The 15,570-nt window shown below is 61.2% G+C and carries 13 protein-coding genes; 5 read left to right on the top strand and 8 right to left on the bottom strand.

The features are described 5' to 3' along the window. Positions 1-81: 81 nt before the first annotated feature. Positions 82-1,572, bottom strand: coding sequence for an L-piperidine-6-carboxylate dehydrogenase (gene amaB, locus JZ00_RS18515; RefSeq protein WP_039592562.1), 1,491 nt, complete (start codon positions 1,570-1,572; stop codon positions 82-84). 190 nt (positions 1,573-1,762) lie between these two features. Here amaB and JZ00_RS18520 point away from each other — a divergent pair, with 190 nt between their 5' ends. From JZ00_RS18520 to nadE, 3 genes are all read left to right on the top strand, one after another. Further along, on the top strand, positions 1,763-2,674 hold the full coding sequence (locus tag JZ00_RS18520) for a LysR family transcriptional regulator (RefSeq protein WP_039592561.1): 912 nt from the start codon (positions 1,763-1,765) through the stop codon (positions 2,672-2,674). 172 nt (positions 2,675-2,846) lie between these two features. Next, positions 2,847-4,073 carry a nicotinate phosphoribosyltransferase gene (gene pncB, locus JZ00_RS18525; protein WP_039592560.1) on the top strand — a complete coding sequence of 409 codons (1,227 nt, stop codon included), beginning with the start codon at positions 2,847-2,849 and terminating at the stop codon, positions 4,071-4,073. A 4-nt stretch (positions 4,074-4,077) separates the two neighbouring features. After that, a complete protein-coding gene (nadE, locus tag JZ00_RS18530) occupies positions 4,078-4,905 on the top strand; it encodes an ammonia-dependent NAD(+) synthetase (protein ID WP_039592559.1) in 828 nt (275 codons plus the stop codon). A gap of 87 nt (positions 4,906-4,992) precedes the next feature. On the opposite strand, the gene azu is transcribed toward nadE, so the two are convergent. Then, positions 4,993-5,439, bottom strand: coding sequence for an azurin (azu, locus tag JZ00_RS18535; protein ID WP_039592558.1), 447 nt, complete (start codon positions 5,437-5,439; stop codon positions 4,993-4,995). A gap of 343 nt (positions 5,440-5,782) precedes the next feature. Between azu and JZ00_RS18540 the strand changes: the two genes are divergently transcribed. Together JZ00_RS18540 and JZ00_RS18545 are read left to right on the top strand one after the other, a co-directional pair. Further along, positions 5,783-6,370 (top strand): LOG family protein, encoded by a 588-nt coding sequence (locus JZ00_RS18540; RefSeq protein ID WP_039592557.1) that lies wholly within the window; start codon positions 5,783-5,785, stop codon positions 6,368-6,370. A gap of 68 nt (positions 6,371-6,438) precedes the next feature. Next, positions 6,439-6,624, top strand: coding sequence for a hypothetical protein (locus JZ00_RS18545; protein ID WP_039592556.1), 186 nt, complete (start codon positions 6,439-6,441; stop codon positions 6,622-6,624). Between the two features lie 63 nt (positions 6,625-6,687). Here JZ00_RS18545 and JZ00_RS18550 read toward each other — a convergent pair whose 3' ends face one another. From JZ00_RS18550 to JZ00_RS18575, 6 genes are all read right to left on the bottom strand, one after another. After that, on the bottom strand, positions 6,688-7,065 hold the full coding sequence (locus JZ00_RS18550; RefSeq protein ID WP_039592555.1) for an NUDIX hydrolase: 378 nt from the start codon (positions 7,063-7,065) through the stop codon (positions 6,688-6,690). A gap of 44 nt (positions 7,066-7,109) precedes the next feature. Continuing rightward, a complete protein-coding gene (locus JZ00_RS18555; RefSeq protein WP_039592554.1) occupies positions 7,110-8,003 on the bottom strand; it encodes a transglutaminase family protein in 894 nt (297 codons plus the stop codon). Then, positions 8,003-10,489 (bottom strand): circularly permuted type 2 ATP-grasp protein, encoded by a 2,487-nt coding sequence (locus tag JZ00_RS18560; RefSeq protein ID WP_039592553.1) that lies wholly within the window; start codon positions 10,487-10,489, stop codon positions 8,003-8,005. The genes JZ00_RS18555 and JZ00_RS18560 overlap by 1 nt, the downstream gene beginning before the upstream one ends. Positions 10,490-10,631: 142 nt before the next feature. Continuing rightward, positions 10,632-13,925, bottom strand: a complete 3,294-nt coding sequence (locus JZ00_RS18565) for a transglutaminase family protein (protein WP_039592552.1) — start codon at positions 13,923-13,925, stop codon at positions 10,632-10,634. Positions 13,926-14,100: 175 nt separating this feature from the next. Next, complete coding sequence (locus tag JZ00_RS18570) at positions 14,101-14,562, bottom strand: lipoprotein (RefSeq protein ID WP_039592551.1); 462 nt, start codon at positions 14,560-14,562, stop codon at positions 14,101-14,103. Next, positions 14,559-15,485 (bottom strand): hypothetical protein, encoded by a 927-nt coding sequence (locus JZ00_RS18575; RefSeq protein ID WP_039592550.1) that lies wholly within the window; start codon positions 15,483-15,485, stop codon positions 14,559-14,561. Before JZ00_RS18575 ends, JZ00_RS18570 begins: the two co-directional genes overlap by 4 nt. Positions 15,486-15,570: the final 85 nt, after the last annotated feature.

Genomic DNA, 15,570 nt, shown 5'->3' on the forward strand with positions numbered 1-15,570 from the left:
GAAAAAGAAACCCAACCGCTGCACATTCCCATTGTGGGAGCGGGCTTGCTCCCACAACGGGATCACCGCCTGGCTCAAACCTCAGTCGAAAGTAATCCCCTGCGCCAATGGCAACTCCAACGAATAGTTCACGGTGTTGGTCTGGCGGCGCATGTAGCCGCGCCAGGCGTCGGAGCCGGATTCGCGACCGCCGCCGGTTTCTTTTTCGCCACCGAATGCGCCGCCGATTTCCGCACCGCTCGGGCCGATGTTGACGTTGGCGATGCCGCAGTCGCTGCCCACCGCCGACATGAACTGCTCGGCTTCACGCACGTCGGTGGTGAAGATGCACGACGACAGGCCTTGTGGCACGGAATTGTTCAGGTGCAGCGCTTCGGCGAAATCCTTGTAGCCGACCACATAGAGGATCGGCGCGAAAGTTTCGTGGCGTACCACGTCGCTCTGCTCCGGCATCTCGACGATGGCGGGAGAGACGTAATAGGCATTCGGGAACTGCTCTTCGAGCTGGCGCTTGCCACCAAACACCCGCCCGCCTTCGCTCAAGGCCTGCTCCAGAGCGTCCTGCATGTTGTCGAAGCTTTGCTTGTCGATCAGCGGCCCTACCAGGTTGCCTTCCAGTGGATGGCCGATGCGCACTTTCGAATAGGCAGCCTTGAGACGGGTGACGATTTCTTCCTTCACCGACTCATGGGCGATCAGCCGGCGCAAAGTGGTGCAGCGCTGGCCGGCGGTACCAACGGCGCTGAACAGAATGGCGCGCACGGCCATGTCCAGGTCGGCGCTCGGGGCCAGGATCATGGCGTTGTTGCCGCCCAGCTCGAGAATGCTGCGGGCAAACCGCGCCGCAACTTTCGGCGCCACCTCGCGCCCCATGCGGGTGCTGCCCGTGGCGCTGATCAACGCCACGCGAGGGTCATCCACAAGGGCTTCGCCGGCATCGCGACCACCGATGATCACTTGGCTCAGGTACGGCGGCGCATCGCTGAAGTTGCTCAGCACACGCTCGAACAGTGCCTGGCACGCCAGGGCGGTCAGCGGCGTCTTTTCCGAAGGTTTCCAGATCACCGAGTTGCCGCAGACCAAGGCCAGCGTGGTGTTCCAGGCCCAGACCGCCACGGGGAAGTTGAAAGCGCTGATGACACCGACCACGCCCAGCGGGTGCCAGGTCTCACGCATGTGATGGCCCGGACGCTCGGAGGCGATGGTCAAGCCGTACAACTGGCGGGACAGGCCGACGGCGAAATCGCAGATGTCGATCATCTCCTGCACTTCCCCGAGGCCTTCCTGGGTGATCTTGCCCGCTTCCCACGACACCAGTTCGCCGAGGTCGGCCTTGTATTCACGCAACAGATCGCCGAACTGGCGCACCAACTCACCACGCCGAGGCGCCGGCACCTTGCGCCAGAGGTCGAACGCATGCTCGGCCCGGCTGACCTGCTGCTCGACCTCGGCGGCGCCTTCCCAGTTCACCGCGCCGATGCGACTGCCATCAATGGGCGAATGCACAGGCTGTGTGCCGTTCCGGTACAAGGCCGGGTTCACGCCCAGACGATCAAGCAATGCAGCAACCATGGGTAAATTCCTCAAGCAAAGACAAAGGATTGGCAGCCAGGCGAACGCGGCTGATCAGACCTGTAGTTGTAGCTGGCCCGAGACTTGCCAACAAACGACCTTTAAGCGAGATATCATTCCGTTTATTCATGCTGCCACTGAAGCAGACTGTTAAGCACAAAAGCAGAGCGACAAAAAATAAGGCTCCATCATGCTCAATAAACGCTATTTGCCGTCGATCACCGCGCTGCAGTGCTTCGAAGCGGTGACTCGTCACCTGAGCTTCACCCGTGCAGCTGAAGAACTGAACCTGACCCAGAGCGCCGTCAGCAAACAGGTCGCGCAGTTGGAAGAGTTGCTGCAGCATCTGCTGTTCCGCCGCGTGCGTCGACGCTTGCAACTGACGCCCGCCGGCGACTTATACCTTGGAGAAGTGCGAAAAATCCTCACCCAAGTTGAGATGTCGACTCATTACCTGCGCTCCTACGGTGGTGATACCGAAGTACTGCGCGTTTCCACGCCCCCGACGTTTGGCGCGCGCTGGCTGGTTCCACGGCTCAAGGGTTGGCGTCTTCGCCACCCCACCATTCACCTGGATCTCTGCAGCGAGCAAGAGGCCGATGACCTCCAGCAAGGTCGCAGTGACCTGGCGTTCTATTTTGGCCAGGGATCCAGGCCGGGGACCGAGTCCTTGAAGTTGTTCGGCGAGGAATTGGTGCCGGTCTGTGCGCCGGGCAGCCTGCCGGACGAACCGTTCAGCGATCCCACGCAACTGACCGGGCTGGTGCTGCTGCAGAATGCCTCGCGTCCCCAGGCATGGCACGACTGGCTCGATCATCAGGGTTATCACACCGAACACAGCTACCACGGGCCACGCTTCGAAACCTTCTACATGTGTATCCGTGCGGCCCAGGTCGGTTGCGGCGTAGCCCTGCTGCCCAGGTTCCTGGTGGAAGAGGAACTGGCCGACGGTAAGCTGGTCATCCCCTGGCAGCATGCGATGCCCAGCACCAACGCCTATTACCTGGCTTACCCGGAACACTCGGCAGAGGTGCCCAAGGTGCGGCTATTCGTGGAATGGATGCTGGAGCAGATCGATAGCCAGCAGACACCGCAGCAATAAAGCTGTGGCGAGGGGATTTATCCCCTCGCCACAAATAACGCTCCTCACAACAGAGAGCGCCGCAACCAAAAAACACTGGCAATAACCATCGCGGTTATGCGCCACTAGCCCTTTCACTACGAACCGCCGTACGCCGCTGCCCGCCGCAGCCACCTGTCTGGAGATTCACGTTATGAGCGAGAGTGTATTTGCCGATCGCATCGTGCAGAACCTGCTCGACACCGACTTCTACAAGCTGACGATGATGCAGGCGGTGCTGCATAACTACCCCAACGTCGAGGTGGAGTGGGAGTTTCGCTGCCGGAACAGCGAAGACCTGCGTCCGTATCTGGCGGAGATCCGCTTCCAGATCGAACGCCTGGCCGAGCTGAGCCTGAGCGCCGACCAGTTGGGTTTCCTCGAACGCATCAGCTTTCTGAAGCCGGACTTCCTGCGCTTCCTGGGCCTTTTTCGTTTCAACCTGCGCTACGTGCACACCGGCATCGACGATGGCGAGCTGTTCATCCGCCTGCGCGGGCCGTGGTTGCATGTGATCCTGTTCGAAGTGCCGCTGCTGTCCATCGTGAGCGAGGTGCGCAACCGCTATCGCTACCGTGAAATCGTGCTGGAGCAGGCGCGCGAACAGCTTTATCGCAAGTTCGACTGGCTGAGCGCCAATGCCAGCGCCGACGAACTGTCCGAGCTGCAAGTGGCCGATTTCGGCACCCGTCGTCGGTTTTCCTACCGCGTCCAGGAGGAAGTGGTCAACGTGCTCAAGCACGACTTCCCCGGACGCTTCGTCGGCACCAGCAATGTGCATTTGTCCCGGGAGTTGGACATGAAACCCTTGGGCACCATGGCCCACGAGTGGATCATGGCTCACCAGCAACTGGGCCCACGGCTGATCGACAGCCAGATCGCCGCGCTCGACTGCTGGGTTCGCGAATACCGAGGCCTGCTGGGCATCGCGCTGACCGACTGCATCACCATGGACGCTTTCCTCAAAGACTTCGATCTGTTCTTCGCCAAGCTGTTCGACGGCTTGCGCCATGACTCGGGCGACCCGGTGATCTGGGCGGAGAAAGCCATCGCCCACTATCACAAGCTGGGCATCGACCCGATGAGCAAGACCCTGGTGTTTTCCGACAGCCTGACGTTGCCAAAATGCCTGGAGATTTTCCGGGCCCTGCGTGGTCGCATTAATGTGAGCTTCGGTATCGGGACCAACCTGACCTGTGACATTCCAGGCGTGGAGCCCATGAGCATCGTGCTTAAAATGATCAGCTGTGACGGGCAACCCGTGGCCAAGATTTCAGACGAGCCCGGCAAGACCCACTGCAAGGACCCGAATTTCGTCGCCTATATGCGACATGTTTTCCAAGTACCTGCCACCCTTTCTGGCACATCAAGCAAGGAGTGAATTCATGCAAGCCGCACAGCGTGAGATAGCTGAACAGCTCAACGTCCAGCCGCCGTTCGCCGATGACGCCGCTCTCAAGGCCGAAATCGCCCGCCGGGTGAGCTTCATTCAGGACTGCCTCGTCAACTCCGGGCTCAAGAGCCTGGTGTTGGGTATCAGCGGCGGGGTCGATTCGTTGACCGCCGGCCTGTTGGCCCAGCGTGCCGTACGCGAGCTACGGGAAAAAACCGGCAACGCGGCATACAAGTTCGTTGCCGTGCGCTTGCCGTACGAAACCCAGTTCGACGAGCACGAAGCCCAGGCTTGCGTTGACTTCATCGAGCCGGATGAGCGCCACACGGTCAATATCGGTCCGGCGGTCAAGGCCCTGGCCAAGGAAGTCCTCGCGTTCGAGGGCAAGGGGCCAGGCTCGCGGGATTTCGTACTGGGCAATACCAAGGCGCGCATGCGCATGGTGGCGCAATACACCATCGCCGGCGCCGAACAGGGCTTGGTGATCGGCACCGATCATGCGGCCGAAGCGGTCATGGGTTTCTTCACCAAGTTCGGTGACGGCGCCTGCGACCTGGCCCCCCTGAGCGGGCTGGTGAAAAACCAGGTCCGGGCCATTGCCCGTGACTTTGGTGCGCCGGAATCCCTGGTGGAAAAAGTCCCCACCGCCGACCTGGAAGACCTGTCGCCCGGCAAGCCGGACGAAGCGGCCCATGGTGTCACGTACGCCGAGATCGACGCATTCCTGCACGGCCAACCGATCCGCGAAGAAGCGGCCAGGATCATTTGCGATACCTATCGCAAGACCGAACACAAGCGAGTGATGCCGTACGCTCCTTGATCGCCATTAGGTGGACGCTCCCAAAAGGGGTATTTGCCAGGCATGAAAAAGCGCCCTAATGAGGGCGCTTTTTTTATGCCTCGGCGATTACTTCAGGGTAACCGTGCCTTTCATCATCGAGATGTGGCCTGGGAACGAGCAGAAGAAGCCGTACTTCTCGCCCTCAGCCAGTTTCGACACATCAAAGGTCACCGAGTCTTTCTCCTTGGCGCCGATCAGCTTGGTATGCGCGATGATGCGAGCGTCACCGTCCTTGAGGTAGTTCTTATCGATACCGGCGCTCAGGCCATCGGTGGCAATCGGCTGCATGTCGGCTTCTTTGCTCAGCACCCAGTTATGGCCCATGACGTTCTTCGGCAAGCTGCCGGAGTGAGTCAGCTCAACGGTGAACGTCTTGCAGCTCTTGTCGATTTCGATGGCCTTGGTGCTGAAGGACATCTGGTCGGTCGAATCGATGGTGGTCTTGCACTCCGCTGCCATCAGCTGGCTGCTGGCCAGTGTCAACAGGGATACTGCTACAAGTTTGGCGAACATCATGAATCTCCAAGGCATGGTTAACAAAAATCCGTCAAAGGGAAAGACTGCCTGATTTTCCGGCAAGTTCCTATGACCTGAGTCAAAGATTGTATACAACTTGAGACTATCAGCCTGATGGACAGAATCAACCAGCCAGAAGTATGACGGCCCCCTATGATCAGCCCCATCAACTCTCTGGAGCGACCCTCATGAACTTCAACAGCCTGTTGTGCAGCTTGCTCGCCGCCTACGCCTGTGGTGCCAGCGGCACCTACGAAAAACCCCGGCGAGAGGTTTAATCTTCTTGCGCAATAAAGGGCAGGCTTTACTCTGGTCCGGTTACCGAACCACGGAGTGAAGCATGTCCATAGCGTCTGTTTGTGTATTTTGCGGCGCCAGCACCGGCAGCCACCCAGCCTATCGCGGGGCAGCCCAGGCCTTGGGGCAAGCGTTGGCAGAACGAAAACTGACCCTGGTCTACGGCGGAGGCGCAGTCGGCCTGATGGGTATCGTCGCCGATGCGGCCCTGGCGGCCGGCGGCGAAGTCATCGGCATCATCCCGCAAAGCCTCAAGGACAAGGAAATCGGCCACAGCGGCCTGACCCGCCTGGAAGTGGTCGACGGCATGCATGCACGCAAAGCCCGCATGGCTGAACTCAGCGACGCCTTCATCGCCCTGCCCGGCGGCCTCGGCACCCTGGAAGAGTTGTTCGAGGTCTGGACCTGGGGCCAGCTCGGCTACCACGGCAAGCCGCTGGGGCTGCTGGAGGTGAACGGTTTCTACAGCAAGCTCATCGGTTTTCTGGATCATATCGTCGGTGAAGGCTTCGTCCGCGCGCCCCATCGTGACATGCTGCAAGTGAGCGAATCAGCGCACAACCTGCTCGATGCACTGGACGAGTGGCAACCGTCAGTGCAGCCAAAGTGGGCCGAACAAAAACCCAGCTAACGGCTCGGCCCCGATACAGGGCAGAATATGCGCCGCTCAACCTCACCTTCGACCCCAGAGGATCGCCCATGGCCAAACCCAATTATTCCTTCGCCAAACGTCAGAGAGACTTGGCCAAGGAGCAGAAGAAAGAGGAAAAGCTCCAGCGCAAGAAAGCCTCCGCAGACGAAGCGGCACTGAACCCGGATACCGAAGGCGACGTGGCGGCAGAACAGGATGTGGATGCGTCGAAAGATCAACCCACCGACGCCTGATAACCCCAGGGTCCGATGATCAGATCCGGCCCTTCGTTGGGCTGGTGGCCTCGCTACCGGTCCTTACGCGCCGAGCGCCTTGGCAATTGAGAGGCGATACCCCTCTGGCAGGTTGGCCGGCAATTGTCCCGGCTCGAACAACCCGATCTCCTTGTGCTCGTGACTGACCGCCGGTACAAAACCGCCCAGCAATTGGCACCGGTAGGTGGAAATGAAAACGTGCTTGCCGGGAATCACCTCGAACAAGTACGAATCCAGCGGCTCGCCGACACTGACCTCGACGGCCAGCTCCTCGACGATTTCCCGCGCCAGGCATTGCGACGCCGTTTCGCCCAACTCGATCCGCCCACCGGGCAATTCCCACTCATCCCGCTCGTTGAGCATCAGTACTACCCGGCCTTCGGGGGATTGCAGCACACCTTTGATCGAAACCGGGAACATGACACTTCCTCGCCTGTTCAAATACATACCCCTGGTAGATCGCCTTACGACTCCAACGGCATCACCGTCACCCGCACGTCCGGATCATGGGTGCCGCCGCCCAGGATCACCCCGCGCAGCGGCGACACATCGGAAAAATCCCGCCCCCAGGCCAGGGTGATGTGCTCCAGGGCCGGCTGCACGTTGTTGGTCGGGTCGAAGTCCACCCAACCCAGTACCGGACAGAACACCGAGACCCAGGCATGGGAGGCATCTGCTCCGATCAGACGGGCCTGGCCGGGGGGTGGCTGGGTCAGCAGATAACCGCTGACGTAACGCGCCGCCAATCCGCGGGAACGCACACACGCCAACATCAGGTGGGCAAAGTCCTGGCAGACACCTCGGCGCCGCTCCAGCACTTCCACCAGCGGTGTCGCGACCTGGGTCGCCTCGGCGTCGAAGGTGAACTCCTCGAAGATCTTTTCCATCAGCGCCTGGACCCCGATCATCAATGGTCGGCCCGCCGGAAAACAGCTTTCGGAGAACTCGACGAAGCTGCGCTTGAGGTGCACGTAGGGTGATTCGAAACGGTAGCGGCACGCGTCCAGCAACTGCGCCGTCAACGGCCGGCCGCTGTAGGTCAGGGCATTTGCGGTGGACTCCCAGGCCGGCGACAGATTGAAATCCAACACTGGGCGCGCCAGCACTTCGACGCTCAGACGGGCGTTGACCAGCAGCTCATCGTGAGGCCGCTCGAAGGCCAGGCGGGTCAGCGGATTGCCGAATACGTCCTGCTCATCCCGACGGGTGGTCGGCTCCGGGCTGATGGATAACTGTTGTTCAGTACAGCGCTGCCATTCGCAATGTCTCGGCCACAGATGAGCCAGTTGCTGCGCAAGGGATACCGGGCTGTCGTAGTGATAGTGGGTGTCGTGGAGAATCTGGTAACGGGCGCTCATCAGACGGATACCGTGCGTTGGCTGACATCGTCAACGTGGGCGAAATGACGCAAGGCCAGGCGATCGGAGACCTGGGCGCTGACGTCGGCCACTTCCTGCAGCAGATCAGCCAAGCCATCGAGCGCCGCCCGCAGGCTGGCCTCACCAAACAACGGATTCTCCAGGCAGCGCAGGTCGAAGCGTGACAGGCGCGTCACCAACGCCGGCAGGGCGGTTTCCCTCGGTGCAGCAAAATCATCGTTCAGGCGCTTGAGGGTGCGTGCCACCAGCTTCAATTGGAAGAGCACCGCGTGGGGGTTCTGTTCGTCCAGCAACAAAAGGTCGAGCACCGGGATCAACTGCGCCACCGCCAGGTAACGCGAGCGGTAGGTGATGCTGCTGTTGCCCAGTTCCAACAACCACTCCAACCCGGCCTGATCGAACACCGCCTCGCCCCGCAGGAACGCCGCCAGGCTGCTGCTGAGAAACTGCAGGCGCTCCAGGCGCCGCCCGATCATCAGGAAGCGCCAGCCCTCGTCGCGGGTCATGTCGTCCAAGGCGAACCCGGACAACGCCGCCAGGGACATCACCAGGCGGTTGAGGAAATCCAGCAACTCACCGAAATCCGGCTCACTGGTTTCCAGCTCAACGGCTTCGCGCTGCAACTCCACAAGCGCCTGCCAGTTCTCCCTGGACAGCTTGCCGCGAACCTGCGAGGCCGCCCACTGCAAGCGCTGCAGGTTGGAGCGCAGGCTGAAAGACCAGTCATCCCCGAGCATCGCCGCCATCAGGCGTTCGGGCAGCTCGCCCTCTTCGGGCAACAGCATCAGGCTTTCGCCCAGGGAAACCGCCGATTGCAGCGCTTGCGGGTCATCACCATCGACATAACGCGCCAGCATGATCCGCAGGAGACGAGCGCTGTCGTCGCAGCGCTCGCAATAGCGACCAAACCAGAAAAGGTTTTCCACCACTCGGGAAGGCAGGTACGGATCACGCCGCACCAGGTCGTGAACGCCGACGGTGCGCTGGGCCTTCCATTGCTCGCCAGCGGGTGCTTGCTCGCCGAGCACCCAAGTGTCCTTGCTGGCACCGCCGCGCTGCATCGACACCACCTCGGCGTCGGCCTCTGCGGCCACCCGGGTCAGGCCACCGGGCAGCACCCGGTAATCGTTTTTCCCGGACACGGCATATACGCGCATGCCGATGGCCCGGGGCTGGATCTGGCCGTCCTCGGCCTGCCATACCGGCGCCTGGGACAGTTGCGCCAGCTCCTGGGCGACGTAGGCATAAGGCCGCGCCTGCATGCGTGCCGCCAGTTGGGCGCGCTGTTTCTCGTCCAGGTCGCGGCCGAACACGGGCGTGAAACTCTGGGAAGGAAATGCCGGCTTGATCAACAGCTGGGGTAATTTTTCCAGGGCTTGGGCGAGCACTGGCGGCTCACCGCACCACCAGGTGGCGATGGAAGGCAGCATCAGCTCTTCGCCGAACAGATACTGGTTGATCTTCGGCAAGAATCCCAGGAGGCCCGGCGATTCCAGCACGCCGCTGCCCAGGGCATTGGCCACCAGCACGCGGCCCTGGCGCACCGCTTCCAACAACCCTGGCACGCCCAGGGCCGAATCGGTGCGCAGCTCCAGCGGGTCGCAGAAATCATCGTCGAGCCGTCGCATGATCGCGTGGACCCGGCGCAGGCCGCTGAGGGTCTTGAGGTACACCGTGGCGTCCCTCACGGTCAGGTCGCCGCCTTCCACCAGCGGATAACCGAGTTGGCGCGCCAGGTATAGATGCTCGAAATAACTTTCGTTGAACCGCCCGGGTGTCAGCAACACCACCAGCGGCGGCTCGCCGTCGCTGGGCGCCTGTCGTGCCAGCGTCTCTTGCAAGGTCCGGAAGAAACCCGACAGGTGCTGCACCTTCAGGTCGCGATAAAGATCCGGGAACGCCCGGGACACGATCGTACGATTTTCCAACGCATAACCGGCCCCGGAAGGCGCCTGGGTCCGATCCGCGGTGACCCACCAGCGACCATCGGGCGTACGCGCCAGATCCACGGCATACAGATGCAGGAAGTTGCCATCCGGCGGCGTGATGCCCTGGCAGGGCCAGAGAAAATTGTTGTGGCCAAAGACCAGCTCCGCCGGCAGCAACCCTTCGCTGATCAGCCGCTGCGGCCCGTACAGGTCGGCCAATACCGCATTGAGCAGACGCGCGCGCTGGGCAATGCCGGCCGAAAGCAGCTTCCATTCCTGGGCATCGATGACGTGGGGCAGCAGATCCAGCTCCCAAGGCCGGTCGGCGCCCTTCGGGTCGGCATAGACGTTATACGTAACGCCGTTTTCCTGGATCTGCCGTGCCAACAGTGCCTGGCGCTGGACCAACTGGGCCGGTGTGCTGCGCTGCAATTGGTCGAACAGCCTCTGCCAGTGCGCGCGCACGGCGCCGCTGTCGTCCAGCAGTTCGTGATAAGTACCCGTCGTCAGCGGGTAACGGTCAAGCAGGTCAGGCATGGAAAGCTCGGCAGGACGGCAGTGAAAGGTGAGACTAGCGCAAGCGCATGACGCCCGGATAGGTGTGTTTGTTTTGGATCAAGCCTGGGTTTGCACACTGCGATCGTGGCGCGGGGTTCTATCCCCTCGCCACAGCGTCCAGCTAGCTTTTTGATGTCCCGTGGAAGCGGCGCAGATCGAGCGTGAACGGAAACTCTTCATCCCTTGCCAGACTCGGTATCGGCAGTTTTCCAGGCGTGTGCCCAATACGGAAAAAACGCGCCATCCGGCGGCTCTCCGCTTCGTTGGCATTCACCGGCAGGCTGTCATAGTTGCGCCCGCCCGGATGCGCCACGTGGTATTGGCAGCCGCCCAGGGAGCGCTGCATCCAGGTATCGAGCACATCGAAGACCAGCGGCGCATGGACCGGGATGGTCGGCTGCAAGCAGTTGAACGGTTGCCAGGCGCGGAAACGTACCCCGGCGACGAATTCGCCTACCCGGCCGGTAGGCTGCAACGGCACCGGTACGCCATTGCAGGTCAGCAGATAACGTTGCGGCGCCAGCCCCGTAAGCTTGATCTGCAAGCGCTCCAGGGACGAGTCCACATAACGCACCGTGCCGCCCGCCGAGCCCTCTTCCCCCAGCACATGCCAAGGCTCCAGCGCCTGGCGCAGCTGTAGCTCGATACCGTTGACAGCGTAATCGCCCACCTTGGGAAAGCGGAACTCCAGGTGCGCGGCGAACCACTCGGCACGCAATGGATAACCGGCGCCATTGAGCTCTTCGATGACCTCGGCAAAATCCTGCTCGATGAAGTGCGGCAACAGGAAACGATCATGCAGCTCGGTGCCCCAGCGTGCCAGCTTGGCCGGCGCATAGGGCTCGCGCCAGAAGCGCGCCACCAGCGCCCGCAATAGCAATTGCTGGGTCAGGCTCATGCGGGCATGGGGTGGCATTTCGAAAGCGCGCAGCTCCAGCAAGCCGAGACGGCCGGTGGCGCCGTCCGGCGAGTAGAGCTTGTCGATGCAGAACTCGGCGCGATGGGTATTGCCGGTGACGTCGATCAACAGGTTGCGCAGCAGTCGATCCACCAACCACGGCGGGCACTCCTCGCCAGGCTGTGGCATCTGCGCGAAGGCGATTTCCAGTTCATACAACGCGTCGTTGCGCGCCTCGTCCACCCGCGGCGCCTGGGAGGTCGGGCCGATGAACAATCCGGAAAACAGGTACGACAACGACGGGTGGTTATGCCAGTAGCTGATCAGGCTACGCAGCAAGTCCGGACGCCGCAGGAACGGTGAGTCAGCCGGTGTCGCGCCGCCAAGTACGAAATGGTTACCGCCACCGGTTCCGGTGTGCCGACCGTCGATCAGGAATTTCTCGGTGGTCAGCCGGTTCAATCGCGCTTGCTCGTAGAGAAATTCAGTGCGCTCGACCAACTCCTCCCAGCTCGCCGAAGGCTGTACGTTGACCTCGATCACACCCGGGTCAGGCGTGATACGAAAATTGCTCAGGCGCGGGTCGCTCGGCGGCTCGTAGCCCTCCAACAACACAGGGCAGCTCAGTTCCTGCGCCGTCGCTTCGATGGCGCTGACCAGTTCCAAGTAATCCTCGACCCGCTCCAATGGCGGCATGAACAGATACAGCCGCCCTTCCCTGGCCTCGGCGCAGAAGGCGGTGCGGGTCAGCCAATCGGCCGATTCGTCGATCTTCGGCACGCGTTCCTGCTCCGGCGCCGACTCGCCGTGATGGTTCAATTGCTCGGTACCGGGCAACTCGGGCAAGTCCTGGTTCGGGTCGGTGGGATGGATGAACGGATATTCGGCCGCCGTCACCCACGGCTGGGACGCCAAAGGCAAGCGATAGCCCAAGGGCGAATCCCCCGGCACCAGCCGGCAGTGATCGTCGCGCAAGTACCAGCGCCCGCTTTGCCATTGGTCGCCCTTGGCGGTCCGGGCCAGCGGCAGGACCTGGCCGATTACCTTGCCCAGGCCCTGGCTGAAAACCTTGCGCAACCGCGCCCGCTCCAACGGTTCTTCCAGCCGAGCATCTTCGGCCGTCACATTCGAAGGCAACGTGCCTTCGCGCCACAGGTAATGGAAATTGTCTTCGTAGGCGGGAAACACAAACCGCGTGGGAATTTTCAAGCGTTCGGCGACACTCGCCAGGAAACGGCCCGCCAACTCGCCATCGGCGTCGTAGTCTTTCTGCTCGTCGGCAATCAAGGCGCTGTCCTGCCAGATCGGCACCCCGTCTCGCCGCCAATAGCAGTTGAGCGACCAACGCGGCAATTGCTCGCCGGGGTACCACTTGCCCTGGCCGAAATGCACCAGCCCTTGCGGCGCATAATGCTCGCGCATGCGCTGGAACAGCTCGGCGGAAAGGCGACGCTTGTCCGGCCCAAGCGCCGCGGTGTTCCACTCGGCGCCGTCCGGGTCATCAATGGAAACGAAAGTCGGTTCACCGCCCATGGTCAGGCGCACGTCACCTTCCAACAGGTCAGCATCGATCTGCCGGCCCAATTCCTGGATCGCCAACCATTGTTCTTCGGTGTAAGGCTTGGTGACCCGTGGCGCTTCCCAGATTCGCTCGATGGACATTTCGTGGCTGAACTCACACTCGCACGGCTCCACCAGGCCACTGATCGGCGCCGCCGAGGACGGATCCGGACTACACGCCAAGGGGATATGCCCTTCACCAGCGAACAATCCGGACGTCGCATCCAGGCCGATCCAGCCGGCGCCGGGCAAGTAGACTTCGCACCAGGCATGCAGGTCGGTGAAATCCACTTCCGTACCGGACGGGCCGTCGAGGCTTTTCACGTCAGCGGTCAATTGGATCAAGTAACCCGAGACAAAACGCGCCGCCAGGCCCAAGTGACGCAACAGTTGCACCAGCAGCCAGGCCGAGTCGCGGCAGGAACCGGACGCGTGCTCCAACGTGTGCTCTGGCGTTTGCACGCCGGGCTCCATGCGGATCAGGTAGTTGATGTCTTCGCTCAAGCGCTGGTTGAGCGCCACCAGAAAATCCACCGCCGGCAACGGTGTGCGGTCGATGCCGTCCAGATAAGCCTTGAACTTCGGCGTCAGCGGGAGCTTTTCCAGGTAGGGCATCAGCTCGTGTTTTTCGTCAGCCGCGTAGGTGAACGGGATCTTCTCGGCGTAAGGCTCGAGGAAAAAATCGAACGGGTTGAATACCGCCATTTCTGCGACCAAGTCGACCTCAACCCGCAGCTCATCGGTCTTCTCCGGGAACACCAACCGCGCCAGGTAATTGCCCTGGGGGTCCTGTTGCCAGTTGATGAAGTGCTGCTCCGGCGAAACCTTCAGCGCGTACGACAGAATGCGCGTGCGGCTGTGGGGCGCCGGGCGCAGGCGAACGATCTGCGGACCGAGTTCGACAGCGCGCTCGTAGCGATAGTGTGTGACATGGTGCAAAGCGACATGAATCGACACGGCGTGCCTCCTGCGGAGCCTGGGCGTTATCGAAAGCGGCGCAAGACTTATGCCATGCAGGCAGGCCGGACACTTTCAACATCTACTCAGGGCAGTAGAGCACTAAAACCGCGCGATGCCCGAATTCATCTGCAACGCAGTGCACATAAATGCGGCGCTGGCCGTGCGAATTGACTCAATGGCGCGGGCGCGGGGCCTTGGCGGATTGGATGATGCGCTCGCGTTGGTGGCGGATTTCGATGAGCTTGCTGCGCATTTCCCGGTGGCGTTTGCTGTTGAGCAGTAGTAGTCCCAGTAACGGCAACAGCACCGCAAACACGTACACACCTTGATGCGGTCCATAAGCAAACGTCGGCAACACCGCCGCCAGACAGCCAAGGAAATAACTCGTCACCCACCAGACCGCCCAGGCGCGTCCGCGTGCGATCATGAGATTTCCCAGAACCAGGACACTCACCAGAGCCAACGTGCCGAGCCCAACATAGTTGCTCCTGACGGAAGGCTCCAAGGCACGCCAATAAGTGCCTGCGGACAAAACGAGCAGCGCAGACCCGGAAAAACAACCCAGGAAGATCGTGCCCATGAACACCGGAAAATAACGGGCGAGGAACTGCTTCATTGATCCGCCGCCGATCATTCGGTGAACTCCTCATACAGTCCGACGGCGACAGTCTTCACGGCGCCATCGCCGGTATAACTGCCGATGATCCCCAAAGCGCCTCCGAGAGAATCCTTTATCTGAGTCAGCGTAGCGTGCCTGATTTCAGCGGAAGAATAACGCTTGGGCAAGGCACCCGCTCGTTGCTGCAGTTTAAGCAGCTTCGCGGTAAGACTCGGATCTTTCAGGGTCAACAATTCCTTGGTCAGTTTGCTGCGCTCCTGACGACTCAGGCCCTTGAGCAACTGATACCAGCTCTTCCCGGTGCCCGCTGCCTTACTGGCCTTCAGCAGCCGAACAGTCGTGAGAGCCGAGCCACCGACGCCCACAAGGGAAACACCGTCAAGAATGGGGCTCACGATGTTGTACCAATCGGCGTCGTTCATTTCATCGTTGCCAGTAGGATTGGTCAGCTCATTCGCCACCCGCATCCCACCAATAACGCACTGCGCGGTACTGGCCGTCGCGGCAGCGGCGCCCAAGGCAACGACAAAGGCACTGGCGCCTGCCGTAAAGGGCACAGCGACGCTCCCACTGAATACCACCACCCAACCGATGACCGCGGCGACACAGGAAAAACCGGCATTCATCGACTCAGTCCCGAGCTTTGACTCACGCGGACTGCTTTTTACCTGGTCAATGAATTGCTGTGGGGCGATGTATTTCTTCGCCTCGCGCAAGATGACTCGCTTGGGTGCGATGCTGCAAATCGGCTTGAATTCGCGCAGCGTCACCACGTTGTACTCGGAATCGATGTACACCACGCCCGCACCGGCGATGTTGGGATCGGCATCGATGGCAGCGAACAGCCGCGGCAGGTTGACTTGGCTTTCGATGCGTTTGCGGGCCATGAACTGGGAAAAGCTCAGGTCCATCCCGATGCCTGTTGCGGCGCTGCTCATATGAATCGTCCTTGAAGAATTGGAGAGTTGATTTTTTATTGTGCCGTGCCCTGAAGCATCTACGCCAGCTCAGATTTCTAGCCTG

Source organism: Pseudomonas frederiksbergensis (assembly GCF_000802155.2).
Classification (GTDB): Bacteria; Pseudomonadota; Gammaproteobacteria; order Pseudomonadales; family Pseudomonadaceae; genus Aquipseudomonas; species Aquipseudomonas frederiksbergensis_A.

Excerpts from the sequence above, each read along its gene's own strand:
- amaB (WP_039592562.1), bottom strand. The coding sequence starts at position 1,572 with ATGGTTGCTGCATTGCTTGATCGTCTGGGCGTGAACCCGGCCTTGTAC.
- JZ00_RS18520 (WP_039592561.1), top strand. The coding sequence starts at position 1,763 with ATGCTCAATAAACGCTATTTGCCGTCGATCACCGCGCTGCAGTGCTTC.
- pncB (WP_039592560.1), top strand. The coding sequence starts at position 2,847 with ATGAGCGAGAGTGTATTTGCCGATCGCATCGTGCAGAACCTGCTCGAC.
- nadE (WP_039592559.1), top strand. The coding sequence starts at position 4,078 with ATGCAAGCCGCACAGCGTGAGATAGCTGAACAGCTCAACGTCCAGCCG.
- azu (WP_039592558.1), bottom strand. The coding sequence starts at position 5,439 with ATGTTCGCCAAACTTGTAGCAGTATCCCTGTTGACACTGGCCAGCAGC.
- JZ00_RS18540 (WP_039592557.1), top strand. The coding sequence starts at position 5,783 with ATGTCCATAGCGTCTGTTTGTGTATTTTGCGGCGCCAGCACCGGCAGC.
- JZ00_RS18545 (WP_039592556.1), top strand. The coding sequence starts at position 6,439 with ATGGCCAAACCCAATTATTCCTTCGCCAAACGTCAGAGAGACTTGGCC.
- JZ00_RS18550 (WP_039592555.1), bottom strand. The coding sequence starts at position 7,065 with ATGTTCCCGGTTTCGATCAAAGGTGTGCTGCAATCCCCCGAAGGCCGG.
- JZ00_RS18555 (WP_039592554.1), bottom strand. The coding sequence starts at position 8,003 with ATGAGCGCCCGTTACCAGATTCTCCACGACACCCACTATCACTACGAC.
- JZ00_RS18560 (WP_039592553.1), bottom strand. The coding sequence starts at position 10,489 with ATGCCTGACCTGCTTGACCGTTACCCGCTGACGACGGGTACTTATCAC.
- JZ00_RS18570 (WP_039592551.1), bottom strand. The coding sequence starts at position 14,562 with ATGATCGGCGGCGGATCAATGAAGCAGTTCCTCGCCCGTTATTTTCCG.
- JZ00_RS18575 (WP_039592550.1), bottom strand. The coding sequence starts at position 15,485 with ATGAGCAGCGCCGCAACAGGCATCGGGATGGACCTGAGCTTTTCCCAG.